A 16173-nucleotide genomic window follows, 5' to 3' on the forward strand; every position below is an offset into this window, starting at 1 on the left:
GTTCAACTTATCATGCACAAATGTTCATTTGAAGAAAATCGTAAAGGCGGCTAGGAAGGTTTCATTTTTCTCTAAAGTTTGAATACCGAACTTTTCCTTGTACTGTCCATTCGTCCCTTCCACATCGGCAATACCGTACCAAGGCTCAATACAAACAAAAGGAGCCATTGTGCCTTTTTCTTGATCATAAGGTGACCAAATACCAACGAACGGAAAACCAGTGAGATCAACCTCAACCCCGTGACCTGCTTGAGACGTCAATGACACTCGATTGATATGACGAAAGATCATCGCATCATGCTGAAAAAGCTCTGGTCGAAGCGGAATCGGTTTAAGCTGAATCCCTTTTTCTTTCTCCTTAATAAGTGAATTTTCCAGTTCATATTGGACAGGTAGTTGCTCAGTAGAAGGCATCAATGTCAGGGTATAATCCGCTGTACGTTCTCCTTCAACAAGCGGGACTTGAAATGCGGGGTGACCTCCAATAGAGAAATACATCGTGTCATCTCCGGCATAATCAATTTCCCAGGAAATCATCAGACCATTTTCCGACAGCTCGTATCGAATACGGGCGGTAAATTCATAGGGATACTGCTCGATATGACGACCTTTTGATTCATATTGAAAAGTCACTGTATGTTTCGTTTCTTCATGTACATCAAAATCAACATCACGCAAAAATCCATGCTGCGTGAGCTCATAGGTTTGATCATCTATCTTGTATTGGTCATTCTTTAATCGCCCAACAATCGGGAATAAGACAGGCGACACCCTGCCCCAGTATGCAGGATCGCCAGACCACATATATTGACGTCCACTTTCCTTATGAAGCACCTCTCTGACCTCGGCACCTCTCTCATTGATTTGAATCAATAACTGATCATTTTCAAGTCTTCTCATTTCACACATCCCCTTTCCATCTTCTTTTATTATGACAGGGATTTTGGTTTTGAGTATAAAAATAAGGCAGCCTTCCAAACCATCAATTCTTTCTTTATATAAAAATTTTAAAAAAAGACAGAAATTCGCCAACAAAATGTGATGCTGATTCGTCTAATCTTATATAAAATAAAAGAATCGTTGTTCTTTGGCGTAACAACAAAATAGAAGCGTTTTGACATAAATGGGGGATTCATTTTCATGAACAGTAAGGAGAATCGTTTACGTTATATATTAGGATTAGATGGGCTAAGAGCCATTGCTGTATTGGCGGTCATTGCTTATCACTTACATATTGGACCTGCGAGCGGCGGGTTTCTTGGCGTTGATTTGTTTTTTGTGATTTCTGGTTACTTGATTACGACGATCTTGTTACATAAACAGGATTTGGGCTATCAAGAGCTTTTGCCATTTTGGATGGGCCGGATCAGAAGGCTTCTTCCAGCTGCTTACGTAATGATTTTCTTAACCGTCAGCTGGTGTGCGATTGCGGGTTCGAATGCGCTTTTGTCCATTCGTGGCGATGCCTTATCGTCCTTTTTTTATGTCAGTAACTGGTGGTACATTTTCCATCAGCTGTCTTATTTTGATAGCTTCAATGCTGTATCTCCACTGAAAAATTTATGGTCTTTAGCGATCGAAGAGCAATTTTATATCATTTGGCCAGTACTATTGATTGCAGGACTAAAATGGGTAAAAAATAGATCCCATCTGCCAATGATCACCTTTGGCCTTGCGCTTGTCTCCGCCCTATGGATGGCGATTCTTTATTCACCAGATACGGACCCAAGCAGAGTTTATTATGGAACAGATACTCGTGCATTTGCGCTTCTGATTGGGTGCAGCCTAGCATTTGTATGGCCCATGCAAAGACTGTCCAGCAAAAAGCTACTTCCTGTTGGCAGGCGTATTTTACATATCGCTGGTTTTGGATCGTTTGCGGTTTTTCTTCTATGTGTTTATGCAGTGGACGAATTTGACGGCTTTCTCTATCAAGGCGGCATGCTTTTATTCTGTCTGAATGCAGCGATTTTAATTGCATGCATCTGCCACCCTGCAAGCCTACTAGGAAAATGGCTCTCCTATCAACCGCTCGTCTGGCTTGGGAAGCGTTCTTATGGTATTTACCTGTGGCATTATCCCATCATCGTGCTGACCACCCCTGTCATTGAAATTGGACAGCCTTCTCTGGGGCGTGTCGCATTGCAGATCATTGCCATTTTACTCATTGCAGAGGCTTCTTACCGCTTCATCGAGCAACCGATTCGCCGGCTTGGCTTCAGACAATATTTTGCCTCTTGGTCTATTTGGAAAAAGGGATTCAAACAATGGTCTACGTCTAATAAAGTGTTCCTTGGAATCACCGCGGCTCTTTTGATCTTATTTACCATTGGCATGTCCAGCTCGTCCCATACGTCCCCACATGCCAAGGAAGTGACACAAATTAAGACGACACCAAAAAAGGCAGGAGACTCTACGGAAGCGAAAACGAAGAAAAAGAAAGAAACACACGAGAAGAAAACAGCAGATCAGAAGCAGTTTCACCAAATTCTTGCTATTGGTGATTCCGTCATGCTAGACATAGCGCCAAATCTTGAAAAGACATATGCACAAATCACTATCGATGCAAAGGTTGGCAGACAAATGAACGAAGCCGTCAGCATCGCTCCTCAGTATGCTTCATTTAATCAATCTGATGCCGCTGTTATCATTGAGCTTGGCACGAATGGCTATTTTACTGAGGGCACATTGACAGCATTCATTCAGCAATTTTCAAAGGCACACATTTTCCTTGTGAACACGAGAGTCCCAAGGTCTTGGGAAAATGATGTGAATGCAGTCATTCAGCGAGTGGCCGATCAACATGCCAATGTGACCCTAGTCGATTGGCATTCAGCCGCTACCGGACAGCCATCTTATTTTCAGCCTGATGGTGTTCACCTTTCAACAAAAGGCTCTGATACATTGACACAGCTCATTACAGCGAGCATCAAGAAAAAAGGAGATGTGTCATCTTCATAAAGAAGACTAGCAACCTGCTAGTCTTCTTTTATGCTGTTAAAAGGCTTGCTTTCAGCGCTAACACACGCTTTTCCTTCGTTTTTTGATCCACCAACGCAAAATCACCATTTTCATACGCTAATGAAAATAATTGTTCGATATGAAACACATCTGTCTCAAACTGCCTGCTCAATAAATGCAGTGCTGCAGCAGAGGCGACTTGAGCTGTTGCTTGTGACTCATCATGCCCTTTTATTCCAAGCGTTGCTTGATGAATCTTGTTCCTCTCCATTCCTGACGCCTCCACTTTCACTGCATATTGATCTGTTCCCATTTGAGCCGATTGAATCATGGAAATGGCTCGTTCCTTGATTTTAGGAACAGTGAGAAGAGACGTCATTCCAAGACTCCTTGTGAAGGCAAATGCCCGCGTTGCCACGCGAGAATCAAAGCAAAGCCTTGTCGTCACAGAAGGCACGCTGAGCGTCGTAGGCAATGTCTGCTGATCCGAGAAGGGGAACTGATAGGCTTGCCTCTTTCCAAGTTTCACCCCAAAATCTATACGTTTGCCTCCGGTAAAGCTTTTGACTCTTTTACGTTGATGATGCTCAGTAAGCACATAGTCAGTATGAACATTGTCAAGCGTCCATTCAATGGCGGCTTTCCCATGCTGATCACCCAATCCAAGCATAATCCCTATATCTATTTGATTCACTGATGAGAGCATAGATGATGCTTTCGCTGCCAATAAATTCGTAAGGCCAGGCGCAAGCCCGACACTGAGTAAAGCCGTTGCGCCGATGTGCTGCTGATCCAGCTTTGCCACCTGTTCCATGTACGCTCCTTTCGCAGAGATATCGATATAATCAATACCTGACCGCAGAACTGTTTCAGCAAATGACGGGTCTTCTTGATCAAGGCACATGATCACCAGTTTTGTTTGATCCATCCAGTCCGAACATAACGGCTCACTGACGTCTAATTGATAGGGAAGAACTTTCCCTTTTGTCTGGCGTGAAAATTTCTCTGCCTTCTCATAGCTTCTGCCTGCCGCAACAATTTGCCCAGGATACACCTCGCTTAGCTGAAGACATATTTGCTGTCCAACATGTCCATAGCCGCCTATCACCATCACCTGTGTTCTCATTTCTCATCCGCCTCTCTACGACTCCGCTTGCAAACAAGCCCTTTGATCATTCCTGCCTGAAAATAAGGTCTGATGTCTTCAAATCCTGCTTTGATTAAATGTTCATTTATTTCTTCCTCGGGAACAGGGTGTGTCGTGTGCCCCAGCCTGTTTTTAAAGGACGTAAACACCTCTTTTTCTAGGCCTTGCCGCTGCATGAAAAGAGAAAGCATGTGAAGCTCCTGTTGACATGCATGGGACTTCATCTCGCCTTGTATAAATGCCAACAGAAACGGCGCATCTGGTTGAAGCCTACGGGCAACCTCCTCTAAAAAGAGCTGACGCTTTTCTATAAAATGAATAACAAGCAAGCTCACCGCTGCATCGTAAACAGGTTCAGCTGAAATCGTATTTAATGAGGCCTCATGCCATGTGACACGCGCCTCCATTTCTATTTGTGCCACTCGCTGTTTCGCCATGTCCAGCATAGAAGGTGACGGATCGACCCCTGTGATGAGCCAGTCTTCTTTTCTTTGTAACATGTTGATGATCTCTTCGCCCCCACCCGCTCCAACAGTTAGGATGCGGGAAGCCGCTCCCTTTAATTCAGTTTCTAATACGTCTATTGTCAACTCATGCAATAGCTGATAGCCGGGTACTTTATAGGCAATCGTCGCTGCATATGACTCAGCCACGGGATCGTGCCAATGCTGGTTTTCTTTCATATCCTTCTCCTCCAGTTCCTTTCCGCTTTACATCGTTTCCTGTACACTAACGATATGACATCTTTATTGTAAAAAGAGACATCAGAAAACACGATCCCTAAAAGTGGGGATTTTTGAGGAGGAGATCCTGTGGACAATCCAGCCACTCATTTTCAGCAGCTGAGACAACACATTCGGGACGAACTTGCTGCCGTCCTTGATTTTGATGCAGCCTGTATCACGACCATTGATCCAGCCACTCTCCTCTCGACAGGTTCCTTCACAGATGAACCGATTGAAGACATTCATAACCAGCTGTTTCAAAATGAGTTTTTAAAAAGGGACGTACATCAGCATGAAACGCTAGCCAAAGGCCCCGTTCATGCTGCGAGCCTTGTCCAAAGCGGAGAATACCTTAGTAGTGAGCGCTACCAAGACATTTTGTTACCTAATGGATGGTCTGATGAATTGCGGGCAGCTCTTGTGATTCAAGGGGAATGCTGGGGGATTGCTAGCCTCTATCGTCTAAAGGACAAGGAACCTTTTCAAGAAAAAGAGATCCAAGCGGTCATTGAACAAACGCCCAGACTCGCAGCCAGGCTAAGAGATGAACTTTTCAAGAAAAGAGATACGGAAGAAGACGCGGCGGCGGAGCAACAAGGCTTCCTCATTCTTTCGCACGATTACAACCTTCTTTATGGAAATGAGACAGGTCTTTATTGGCTCCAGACGTTTCAAGCCTTTGAACAAATCCATGACAAGGCGATCATGCCGCGCCCGTTTAGGGCATTAGGGGCAAAACTTTTATACGGCGATATTGAGCAAACCGCTGCAAGCATGACGAGATTGCCTACGGGGTTGTTCCTCTCTCTTCAAGCATTTCGATTAGCGCAGGCAGCCGGTCAGGAAGAGGCTGTCATGATTCACATCAAGAGAGCTCAAACCCATGATATTCTTCCTTATGCGGCAAAAACGTACAAGCTGACAGAAAGAGAGATGAACGTCCTCGACTGCTTATTAAAAGGACAGTCTACAAAGGAAATTGCCAGTACTTTATTTATTTCAACCCATACCGTCCATGATCACGTAAAGGCGATGCTGCAAAAGACAAATTTGAGCAGCAGACGGATGCTTGTTTACTTTTTCTCTCACATATAAAAAAGCGGCTACCTTAGTGGTAGACCGCTTCAGATTGTTGACAAAGGGCTAAAATGATCTTCTTTTAGCCCTTTATCTTCTTTTCAGCGTAATAGAAAACCTTTGAAGTCTAGGAAGGACGAGCACCGGAGCAGAGCGAATTTGAGATTCGTGAGCACCGGAGCACAGACCTGACAACGAATGCGAAGGTTTGTCTACACGCTGAAGCGGCTACCTTAGTGGTAGACCGCCTTTTTTGTTTATTTTCCTAAAACTAACTCATGCAGGATATGTGCAACTCCGGCTTCATTATTGGATTTTGTCACAACATCCGCTACTGCTTTGACATCATCAATGGCATTCCCCATCGCAACGCCGCAGCCCGCAAATTCAAGCATCGATACGTCGTTTCCATTGTCACCAATGGCCATGACCTCTTCACGAGCAATCCCCAGCTCTTTCGCTAGAAGCTTCACGGCATTCCCTTTGCTGACTTCAGGATGCAGGATTTCAAGGAAGAAATCTGTGCTTTTCACCATCATATACTTGTCTTTTACTTCAGATGGAATGGCTTGTATCGTTTTTTCCAACCGTTCTGGGTGATCAATATACATCATCTTCGGTAGTCTCATTGAAGGATCTGCCTCTTCAACAGGTAAATATTTAAGCGGCAGCTTTGTTAAATAGGATTCAAGTACTGTGTACTCACTAATATCTCGATTCGGTGTGTACAAATGAGCGGAATCGAAATAATGCATCGGTGTATCGAGCTCACGGCTCAGCTTATATAAAGAAGTTAAATCCTCATAGGATAACGTCAGTTCTGACACCACTTCATTTGTGTGACTGTTTTGGACAAGCGCCCCATTGTAGGCAATCACATAATCTCCCTCTTGATTGAGCTGAAGATCATCTAAATAGCGATGCACTCCGCCAATCGGCCGTCCTGTACATAATACGATTTTAACTCCCTCTGCTTTCGCCTGCTGAATGGCTTCAAACACCTCATCCGGCACCATATGTTGATCATTTAATAACGTACCATCCATATCAATTGCAACTAATTTATACATTCACTGGTCCCCTTTTCTCAGCAAAAAACGTGCTGCACTATTTTGAGCCATCATTTAGATGATGACAGGTTATATCATTACTATTTACCTATTTTAGCCTATCGTTTTTTCATCACGCTGTCTACTGGTTCTCACCTGTAACAAAATTGTCAAATGCCTTCTCTATTATATCGTATTCTATTCATCCTGCTGTAAATAGAGTTTCTGCCCTTTTCCAAAGGGGAAATGAAAACAAATGTTCACCGCTGAATATTTTGAAACTAGCAATTCTAATTGTATGATGGATAGCAAAGAAAGGAGGTGCAGGGAATGATTACGTTTACTAGAGGTAAATTGTCAAAAATGTCTGGTGTGCATATTGAAACCATTCGTTTTTATGAAAATGAGGGTGTGCTCCCCGAACCAAAGAGAGCACATAACGGCTATCGTTTATATGATAAAAAATATGTACTTATGCTTTCCTTTATCACAGAAGCAAGAAAGCTAGATTTCTCACTCAAAGAAATTCGCGAAATTATCAAATCGTTATTTGAAAAACAATCAAAGACAGAAGCTGAACAGCTGCTCGAACAAAAAGTGGAGGATATTCAACACTCCATTCATGAATTAAAGAAGAGGAAAGCTGCCATTCAATTGTTAACTAAACAAACATTAGCGAACATCAGCTAATTGTAAGGGCTGCCAAAGATGTGCCAGTGTTTGCCACTGGCGCCCCTCTCCGCCCAGGTGCCAAGTGCGCGTGCGATGCAAACATCAGTTATACTAAAGACAGCTTTACTTGATATCAAACAAGTGGAAGGGGTTTTGAATAGAATGAACATTGCAACCATTGGAACAGGTGTGATTGTGGAAAGCTTCCTGCAAGGGATTGAAGAGCTTGATGGCGCTTCTTGTCATGCCGTCTATTCAAGAAAGGAAGCAACGGCAAAGAAGCTCGCCGATCAATTTGGTGTAAAAACAACTTATACAGATTTAACGGCTATGCTAGAAGATCCAAACATTGAAGCCGTTTATATTGCATCACCGAATCGATTACATAGCGAGCATGCCACGGCTGCATTAAAAAAAGGAAAACATGTGATTTGCGAAAAGCCTTTCACCTCTAATGTCAAAGAGCTGGAAGCCTTAATCGCTCTCGCAAAGGAAAAGCAGCTTCTTCTATTTGAAGCCATTACGACCGTTCATATGCCAAACTATCATTTCATCAAAAAACACCTTCATCAGTTAGGTAAAATCAAACTGGTTCAATGCAACTATAGTCAATATTCAAGCAAATATAATCAACTGCTAGCCGGCGAAACGCCAAATGTCTTTAACCCTGAATTCTCAGGAGGAGCATTGATGGATATTAATATCTATAATGTCCATTTCATCATGAATCTCTTCGGATCACCGGAGCAGGTTCGCTACCAAGCAAACCGTCACCCAAATGGCATAGATACATCTGGTGTTTTGACTTTCACCTACAATGATTTCATTGCAACAAGTGTCGGAAGTAAGGATACAAGCAGCATGAATTTTGCATTGATTCAAGGAGAAAAAGGCTTCATTCATGTAAAAAATGGAGCGAATGGCTGCGAGGAAGTGCTGCTTCATATGAATGATCAGGTGATCTCACTCAATGCACAAACAAATTCAAACCGCCTATTTTATGAAGCAGAGGCTTTTCAGCACATCATTGAAACAAAAAATCATGAACTGTGCTATGCATGGCTTGATGAAAGTCTCTCTGTCATGAAAGTCCTTGATGCTGCAAGAAAAGATGCAGGTATTGTTTTCCCAGCAGATCAATTGTAATAAAAAAAACCGCCTTCTGATGTGAGGGCGGTTCTTAATGATTAAATACTCTTCGAATAGGCAACAAGGCGCTGAGACATGTGGTTTACTTCATCGACTGAAGCATTTACTTGCTCTGTTAAAGCAGCCTGTGTTTGCGTAAGAGCTGTCATGTTCGAAATATTTTCAAGGATTTCATCAATTTGTGTTTTCATTTCCGTTAAACTAGATTCGATATTCTCTGTTGCATTGGCACTATGAAGCGCCAGTTTACGTACTTCATCTGCAACGACTGAGAATCCTCTTCCTTGTTCACCAGCTCTTGCTGCCTCAATCGCCGCATTTAGACCAAGCAGGTTCGTTTGGTTCGCTACTTCTTTGATCAAGTCAGAAATATTTTTCGTCTCATCTGCACTATTTTTTGCTAGATTGGCAGCAGATGTTGACTGCTCTTGTGCAACAGCAAGCTCTTGCGCTTGATTTGTTACAGAGCTGATACCTGATACCATCTCACTGATTGAACTTGAAAGCTGTTCTACTTGTGACGCCATTTCATTCGCTGTTTTCTCTTTGTTTTTTTCTAACGTGATGTCACGAATGGTACCAGCGACACGAAGAGGAACACCTTTTTCATCACGAATGGTTTCACCACCAGCATGATACCAGCGATACTCGCCATTTTTGCTCTGCAATCTGTAATCAATATCAAATGGCGTGCGTCCAGAGTGATCATTCAAATGATCTGCAAAAGCTTGAAGAGCCTTTTCTTGATCCTCAGGATGCAGGCGGTCGCTCCAGCTGCTTAATACGTTCGGGAAATCCTTTTCGTCCGTAAAGCCAAGCGTTTTTCTGAACTGCGGAGACCACCAGAACTCGTTATTCGGATTGACTGGATCGCCGGCTTCTACGACCATGTCCCAAGGAGCTTCCACAAGCGCACGGTTGATCAAGTCATATCTCGTCACGAATGCTTGTAGTTCTTCTTCTTTCAATTTCTGATCATGAATATCAAAAAGAGCTCCCGCCACACGAAGAGGGACACCATTTCGATCACGAATGGTCGTGCCAGTTGCTTTGAACCAGCGATAATCTCCGTTTTTCAACTTCAAGCGATATTCGATATCATATGGTGTACGTCCCGAATGATCCAATAAATGCGCAGAGAATGCATTTAAGGTATATTCTTGTTCATCCGGATGAATTCGAGATGCCCAGCTGTCTAAAACATTTGGAAAATCGTGCTCGTTTTGAAAGCCCAGCATTTTACGGAAATCATCCGTCCATGTGAATTCATTTTTTGGATTGACCGGATCTCCAGCGATCACAACCATATCCCATAAACCAACTTGAATAGCTTTTGTCACCAAATTCATTCGCATTTGAATATCTTCATTTACTTCCTGCATCTTTTGCAAAGCTTCATTTATTTGGGCTGCTGCTTCAATCGTTTGACTTGAAGAGAATGCAGCAGTATCTATTCTTGCTGAAAGGTCTCCCTTCTCAATTCGTTCTACTAATCGACTACTCTCATTTAAAAGGGTTCCCGACGATGAATCATTTCCTTTTCTCATAAACATCTTTCATAACTCCTTTCATTCCTTCATGCTTTTTTGAAATATTTTACAGTTATAAATAATTCTTTATTAGGACTTTAGTAATACAAAAGATATATCGACAAAAACTGAAAATTGTTTATGTCAGAATGAAGGCAAATGTTCATTTTTTCACGAAGTTTCAGATTTTGGGGATAGGTCATGGAAAGGATTTATGGAAGAAAACGGTTCATTTGATAGAATCAACCGCCTCTTTTGTCTGAAAAATCTCTTTTTTTATATTGACAGTGACGTCCCGAAAAAAGAAAATGGAACATAAGCATTTTTTTAAAAAGGAGAACGTCATGAGCGCGAATCAGGAACAACAAGAATTAAAAAAGCTTTTATCACCGCGTCACATTCGCATGATTGCATTGGGCGGGGTCATTGGTACAGGAATCTTTAAAGGAAGCGCCGATACAATCGGTTTAGCAGGTCCTGGGGTCATCTTTTCCTATGTATTTGCCGGATTATTATTGCTCATCGTGATGGCAGCCTTAGCTGAAATGGCGATTGTCTATCCGGGAAATAACCTTCGCGACCTGATACAGATTGCGCTTGGTCAACGTTTTTCATTTGTCGTCGGTTGGGTTTACTGTTTCATGTGGCTCACTGTGTGTGTCATCGAGATTATTGCGGCAGGTAGCCTGCTTCAATACTGGTTACCGAACGTACCGCTATGGTCACTATGTTTACTCTGCTCGCTATTAGTCATCGGAATTAACTTAAATAATGTAAAATACTTTGGTGAAATTGAATTTTGGTTCGCTGGAATGAAGATTTTCGTTATTATTGTGTTTATTATTCTTGGTGCAGCTCTATTATTTGGGATCATTCCGAACGAACAAAGCACATCTGCACTCACCAATTATCATAACTTCGTCCCGAACGGATGGGGTGCGATCTTCGCCTCTTTATTAGTTGTTATATTCTCTTATGGGGGCTCTGAATTGATCGGGCTGACCATTACAGAAACTAAGGATGCCGAAAAGGTCTTACCTGGTGTTGTTAAAAGTATGATGTGGCGTATTATCTTATTTTACACTTTGCCAATTTTGATCATCTGTGGACTCATTCCTTGGAATCAAATTGATCCAAATAACAGTCCATTTGTGCAAGTCTTTTCAGCAGCAGGTATGCAAGGCGCCTCTCACTTCATTAATTTTGTATTGATTACAGCCGTTCTATCGGCGGCGAATTCTGGCATTTATGGCACAACGAGAATGATGCATTCTCTCTCTAAATCAGATGGCGGTCCGAAAAAGCTGGCACAGGTTAACAAAAGAGGTGTGCCCATTTTGAGTTTATGGGTGACCGTTCTGTTTCTTCTCATCGGAACATTCTTTGCTTACTTATATCCAGAGCAAATTTTCAGTTATATGCTAGCTATTCCTGGCTTTGCTGTTTCACTCATTTGGATTAGCATTTGCATGGCACATCTGAAACTTCGTCCGAAATATCCACAGGAGCCTTATTTCAAGGTGTGGCTGTTTCCGTATTTAACTTTATTTGCAGGTCTTGTATTAAGTGTGAGTTTTGTGATGTTTTTATTCAGACAAGAAAACTTGCCTAGCTCGATTATCAGCATCGGTTTCTTAATCGCAGCCATCATTGCTTCATTCTTAATGAAAAAGAAGGCTTAAACGCTAAAACCCGCCATTGAGGCGGGTTTTTTTCATGAGTAGCTATCTTCTGTCACTTCAAAATCAATCGACGCTTTTGGGATACCGTTGATGATAATTGTTAATGTATGGGTTCCTTCATAATGTTTTCTCGTCGTCATGTTTTGAAAAGATTGTGATCTGACGAATCCTCTATGTAACGTTGCGCCTGTTTCAAACTCTGTGATTTTAAATACTTTTTGATTGCGGGTCCCCCGAGCTTTGACATAGTCAATGGCATACTCTACACGCAGCTTTAACGGCTTATCGGCTTGTAGGGTAAAATGAAAAGTGATTTTCTCACCGATCCGAATAGGGTTTTGTACGATCTTCAAATCCGTTACATGAACGGATGGATCGTCCCCATACCCAAACAACGCCATAATAGCTGGATCTCCTTTTTTGAGTAAAGTACGGGATGCATGTTTAACAATCCAGTTCGTAAGTTCGTTGGTTCCATACCAGTTTTGAACCGTCTGCTTCATCAAATCTGGCTGAATTGCAGAAATATCATTTAAATGATTCGCTACACTTTTTTGCACATACCGCGACGGGTCTTTTCCAAAATGGGCAGCGTGACCAAGGGGTTCTTTTTAAGTGAAGGAACAGATAAGCCCCATGGCAGACGTGGTCTACAACCTTCACTAGCTAGCCTCCGTATGTGCTCATTTTGATCCTGAGACCATACGAGCATTTGCGCCAGCATTTTGTCTTGATCTTGAATCAGAAATGGCCGAACAGCAAATTCAGAAGTGGAAAAGGGTGTGAAAAATTCGAGCGCTTTGATCGAGAGGTCCCAATGTGCAAGGCCGTACGTCTCGACGTAATCTGGAAATACGAGCGCACTAAGCCCTGAAAAATGCGGGGCTGCCTGACGCAGTATCTCAATTGCCTTCTCATAATCTGCCGGCAGACAGGCATGCATCGATTCAGTGACTCTTCTCATCCGCCCTTTTAACTCAAGCTGCTGCCAATCCTCTTGAAATACGAGCCGCTTGAATGGCTCAGCATCAAATTCAGACGAAACCTGCGCAAGTTTCTCAGCTAATTCTTGGATAAATAATTCATTGTACACATGTTTTAATGGTTCGATCGTGTCCGCCTCCCACATTCTCAATATCATTATTTTACCCCAATCTGAAGAAAGTGGTATCACAACACGCAAAAACAGCCCAATTCCAAAGAACCAGGCTGTTGTTCGCTATATAAACATATTAATGATCATAATAAATGCAATAGCACTAACGGAAATGATCGTCTCCATAGCCGTCCATGTCAAAAACGTCTCTTTTATGGTCATACCAAAATACTCCTTGATCAGCCAAAAACCAGAGTCATTGACGTGAGATAAAATTAACGAACCTGCTCCTGTTGCTAACACAAGCAGTTCTCTGCTTACATCCGGCATCGTTGCAGCAATTGGCGCTACAATCCCTGCTGCTGTCATCATAGATACCGTCGCAGATCCTGTTGCCACCCGAATCACCGCAGCAATCAGCCAGCTAAGCAAAATCGGTGAAATCGGCGAGTGTTTGGCTAAATCTGCAATATAATCACCAACACCTGAATCAATGAGCACATTGTTGAAAGCTCCGCCTGCTCCAATGACAAGCAAGATGGAGGCGATCGGACCTAAGCACTCATTACTAAAGGAAAGCACCCTGTCACGGCTCATCCCTTGCATAAAGCCAAGACTGAAGAAAGAATAAACCGTTGCAATCAGCAGTGCTGTTATTGGATCTCCGATGTACTTGAATACTTGGAACCACATATTGTCCTCTGGTAAGATAATGTCCGCCAATGTGGCAAGAAGCATCAGAATCACCGGCACCAATATGGTAAACATCGTATTCGCAAAGCCTGGGAGTTTTCGATCTTCATTTCGTTCAGTGAATTGCTTTCTCAGCATCTCCGGAACGGGTTTATGTATCCGTTTTCCAATCCACTTACCATAAAGCGGTCCAGCAATAATCGCTGTCGGCAATCCCACAATAATAGAGAAGAAAATGGTTTTCCCCACGTTGGCATGATAGATACCAACGGCTGCCATTGCCGCTGGATGAGGCGGAACTAACCCATGCACAACAGACAAGCCAGCGATTAACGAGATGCCAATGGTCACGAGCGAAATGCCTGTTTCAATGGCAATTGTAAAAAGTAAAGGAATGAGAAGAACGAAACCGACCTGAAAAAAGACAGGTATCCCCACGATAAATGCAACAAACATCATTGCCCAATGTACATTTTTCGTTCCAAACCGGCCGATTAAAGTTTGAGCTATTCGTTCTGCTCCCCCTGATTCAGCCATCATTTTTCCAAGCATGGTACCAAGCGCTAGAACAATAGCCAGCAATGATAACGTATTGCCTAATCCCGTTTTAATTGATTGAATGATTTCCTGCAAATCCATCCCCGTCGCAAAGCCCACTAGCATCGAAGTAATAATTAAGCTCACAAACGGATTCAACTTAGCGACTGTAATGAGAATGAGTAAAAGGACAATCGCCGCAATCACGATGAATAAAAGCATGTTCTCCCACCTTTCCCCTGATGTTTAACGATTTTGTTTTAATTGCAGCGCGCTAATGACATCAAATTCATCCTTCAGTTTGTCGTAGAGGCGCTCATATAAATAAAACAGCTCTATGTAAGTTTCATTGTTCTTCATATTAGGTTCATGACGAGCAGAGATTCGAATCCACTCTTGAACCTCTTCTATCTCTTCCATATGACCTAAACTATAAAGTGCAAGGACTGCCGCCCCAAGTGCTGACGCTTCGTAACTTTCTGGAACTAGCACTTCTCTACCCATCGTATCCGCTAAAATTTGCCGCCATAGCGGAGATCGTGCAAACCCGCCCGAAGCTCTGACATCCTTTGCTGAACCGGTTAAATCTCTTAAGGCAACACCAATCGAGAAAACACTCATAATGACGCCTTCTAACACAGCTCTAATAAAATGCTCCCGCTTATGCTGAAGGCCGATTCCAAAGAAGGTGCCTCTCGCATTTGGATTCCAATAAGGTGCTCGCTCACCTGATAAAAATGGCAGAAACAGCAAACCCTCAGAACCAGCTGGAACCTTTTCCGCGATATCCATCATCAGATCGTAAGGGTCCACCCCTAGACGCTTTGCTACCTCCACCTCTGATGACCCGAATTCATCCTTCAACCATCTCAGCATGATCCCACCATTATTGGTCGGTCCTCCTACAACCCAATGCTTATCTGTCAGGGCATAGCAGAACGTTCTTGATTGCTCATCTGTGATTGGTTTTTCTACAACTGTACGGACCGCACCGCTTGTCCCAATCGTAACCGCCACCTCTCCTTGACCAATCGCACCCACACCTAAATTCGCTAGAACACCATCATTCGCACCAATGACAAATGGTGTATCTTCTCTAATGCCCATGCGCAGTGCAATCTCTGGCTGAAGTCCTCTCAGTTGATACGTCGTTGGAACAAGCTCAGATAGTTGACTCTCTTCAATTCCAGCAATACGAAGCGCCTTCTCATCCCATTGAAGCGTTTCCAATTGGAACAGTCCCGTTGCTGAAGCGATTGAATAATCGACGACATACTGACCGAAGAAATGATAAAGAATATATTCTTTGATCGAAATAAATTTTGCTGCCTTCTTGAAGACATCCGGTGCCATTTCTTTCATCCAACGTATTTTCGAAAGCGGTGACATTGGATGGATCGGTGTACCTGTCCTTTTATAAATGTGGAAGCCATCCATATCTGATTTAATTCGTTTCGCTTGTTCTGCACTTCTGTTATCAGCCCAAATGATACTGTTCGTTAACGTCTTTCCATCCTGATCCATCACAATTAAGGAATGCATCGCTGTACTTATTCCGATGCCTATCAGATTTTCTTTATCAAATGCTGCTTTCGTCAATGCACCTCTTACACTTGCAATGACGGCTTCTAATATCTTCTCAGGGTCCTGCTCAACCCATGCTGGCTGGGGCTGAATGAGCTCATAAGGAACTGAATGCTTCGCTAATACTTTCCCCTGAGGTCCAAACAGAACCGCCTTTGTACTTGTTGTTCCAATATCCAAACCAATTACCGCCTGGTTCCCCTTCATCTGTATCACGCCCAATCATTGATTTGAAGTCACATATGTAGTTTTAAATTGCCTGTTAAATCCCA

12 protein-coding genes and 1 pseudogene are annotated in these 16173 nt (G+C 42.9%); 5 read left to right on the forward strand and 8 right to left on the reverse strand.

Going from position 1 to position 16173, the window contains the following annotated elements; all coding sequences use genetic code 11:
- Window positions 1-24: 24 nt before the first annotated feature.
- Entirely contained in the window at window positions 25-900 is an 876-nt protein-coding gene (locus MHI35_RS18090; RefSeq protein WP_211062726.1) for an aldose 1-epimerase family protein, read from the reverse strand.
- A gap of 240 nt (window positions 901-1140) precedes the next feature.
- Between MHI35_RS18090 and MHI35_RS18095 the strand changes: the two genes are divergently transcribed.
- Entirely contained in the window at window positions 1141-2961 is a 1821-nt protein-coding gene (locus MHI35_RS18095; protein WP_211062727.1) for an acyltransferase family protein, read from the forward strand.
- A gap of 28 nt (window positions 2962-2989) precedes the next feature.
- Here the strand turns inward: MHI35_RS18095 and MHI35_RS18100 are convergent, their stop codons facing one another.
- Window positions 2990-4087 carry a saccharopine dehydrogenase family protein gene (locus tag MHI35_RS18100; RefSeq protein WP_211062728.1) on the reverse strand — a complete coding sequence of 366 codons (1098 nt, stop codon included), beginning with the start codon at window positions 4085-4087 and terminating at the stop codon, window positions 2990-2992.
- Window positions 4084-4791 (reverse strand): class I SAM-dependent methyltransferase, encoded by a 708-nt coding sequence (locus MHI35_RS18105; protein WP_211062729.1) that lies wholly within the window; start codon window positions 4789-4791, stop codon window positions 4084-4086. The genes MHI35_RS18100 and MHI35_RS18105 overlap by 4 nt, the downstream gene beginning before the upstream one ends.
- Window positions 4792-4920: 129 nt before the next feature.
- On the opposite strand from MHI35_RS18105, the gene MHI35_RS18110 reads away from it, so the two are divergent.
- The gene (locus tag MHI35_RS18110) at window positions 4921-5928 is read left to right on the forward strand and encodes a helix-turn-helix transcriptional regulator (protein WP_211062730.1); all 1008 of its coding nucleotides are present in this window, start codon (window positions 4921-4923) and stop codon (window positions 5926-5928) included.
- A gap of 239 nt (window positions 5929-6167) precedes the next feature.
- Here the strand turns inward: MHI35_RS18110 and yidA are convergent, their stop codons facing one another.
- Window positions 6168-6980, reverse strand: coding sequence for a sugar-phosphatase (gene yidA / locus MHI35_RS18115; protein ID WP_211062731.1), 813 nt, complete (start codon window positions 6978-6980; stop codon window positions 6168-6170).
- Window positions 6981-7289: 309 nt separating this feature from the next.
- Here yidA and MHI35_RS18120 point away from each other — a divergent pair, with 309 nt between their 5' ends.
- Window positions 7290-7649, forward strand: coding sequence for a MerR family transcriptional regulator (locus tag MHI35_RS18120; protein WP_012011790.1), 360 nt, complete (start codon window positions 7290-7292; stop codon window positions 7647-7649).
- Between the two features lie 144 nt (window positions 7650-7793).
- Complete coding sequence (locus tag MHI35_RS18125) at window positions 7794-8777, forward strand: Gfo/Idh/MocA family protein (RefSeq protein WP_144520637.1); 984 nt, start codon at window positions 7794-7796, stop codon at window positions 8775-8777.
- A gap of 41 nt (window positions 8778-8818) precedes the next feature.
- Here the strand turns inward: MHI35_RS18125 and MHI35_RS18130 are convergent, their stop codons facing one another.
- A complete protein-coding gene (locus MHI35_RS18130) occupies window positions 8819-10333 on the reverse strand; it encodes a methyl-accepting chemotaxis protein (RefSeq protein WP_335349445.1) in 1515 nt (504 codons plus the stop codon).
- A 320-nt stretch (window positions 10334-10653) separates the two neighbouring features.
- Between MHI35_RS18130 and MHI35_RS18135 the strand changes: the two genes are divergently transcribed.
- Window positions 10654-11991, forward strand: coding sequence for an amino acid permease (locus MHI35_RS18135; RefSeq protein ID WP_211062733.1), 1338 nt, complete (start codon window positions 10654-10656; stop codon window positions 11989-11991).
- Between the two features lie 32 nt (window positions 11992-12023).
- Here the strand turns inward: MHI35_RS18135 and MHI35_RS18140 are convergent.
- The 3 genes and pseudogenes from MHI35_RS18140 to gntK all read right to left on the reverse strand — a co-directional run bounded on the left by MHI35_RS18140 (window position 12024) and on the right by gntK (window position 16108).
- Window positions 12024-13120: pseudogene (locus MHI35_RS18140) on the reverse strand (hypothetical protein).
- A gap of 90 nt (window positions 13121-13210) precedes the next feature.
- Complete coding sequence (locus MHI35_RS18145) at window positions 13211-14539, reverse strand: GntP family permease (protein WP_211062734.1); 1329 nt, start codon at window positions 14537-14539, stop codon at window positions 13211-13213.
- Between the two features lie 24 nt (window positions 14540-14563).
- Window positions 14564-16108, reverse strand: coding sequence for a gluconokinase (gene gntK / locus MHI35_RS18150; RefSeq protein WP_211062735.1), 1545 nt, complete (start codon window positions 16106-16108; stop codon window positions 14564-14566).
- Window positions 16109-16173 lie beyond the last annotated feature (65 nt).

This window comes from Bacillus sp. FSL K6-3459, from assembly GCF_038003305.1.
Taxonomy (GTDB): Bacteria; Bacillota; Bacilli; order Bacillales; family Bacillaceae; genus Bacillus; species Bacillus pumilus_O.

What these genes read in the sequence shown, in the direction of transcription:
- MHI35_RS18105 (WP_211062729.1), bottom strand. Translation starts at nt 4,791, where the DNA reads ATGAAAGAAAACCAGCATTGGCACGATCCCGTGGCTGAGTCATATGCA.
- MHI35_RS18100 (WP_211062728.1), bottom strand. Translation starts at nt 4,087, where the DNA reads ATGAGAACACAGGTGATGGTGATAGGCGGCTATGGACATGTTGGACAG.
- gntK (WP_211062735.1), bottom strand. Translation starts at nt 16,108, where the DNA reads ATGAAGGGGAACCAGGCGGTAATTGGTTTGGATATTGGAACAACAAGT.
- MHI35_RS18125 (WP_144520637.1), top strand. Translation starts at nt 7,794, where the DNA reads ATGAACATTGCAACCATTGGAACAGGTGTGATTGTGGAAAGCTTCCTG.
- yidA (WP_211062731.1), bottom strand. Translation starts at nt 6,980, where the DNA reads ATGTATAAATTAGTTGCAATTGATATGGATGGTACGTTATTAAATGAT.
- MHI35_RS18095 (WP_211062727.1), top strand. Translation starts at nt 1,141, where the DNA reads ATGAACAGTAAGGAGAATCGTTTACGTTATATATTAGGATTAGATGGG.
- MHI35_RS18135 (WP_211062733.1), top strand. Translation starts at nt 10,654, where the DNA reads ATGAGCGCGAATCAGGAACAACAAGAATTAAAAAAGCTTTTATCACCG.
- MHI35_RS18120 (WP_012011790.1), top strand. Translation starts at nt 7,290, where the DNA reads ATGATTACGTTTACTAGAGGTAAATTGTCAAAAATGTCTGGTGTGCAT.
- MHI35_RS18145 (WP_211062734.1), bottom strand. Translation starts at nt 14,539, where the DNA reads ATGCTTTTATTCATCGTGATTGCGGCGATTGTCCTTTTACTCATTCTC.
- MHI35_RS18130 (WP_335349445.1), bottom strand. Translation starts at nt 10,333, where the DNA reads ATGTTTATGAGAAAAGGAAATGATTCATCGTCGGGAACCCTTTTAAAT.
- MHI35_RS18090 (WP_211062726.1), bottom strand. Translation starts at nt 900, where the DNA reads ATGAGAAGACTTGAAAATGATCAGTTATTGATTCAAATCAATGAGAGA.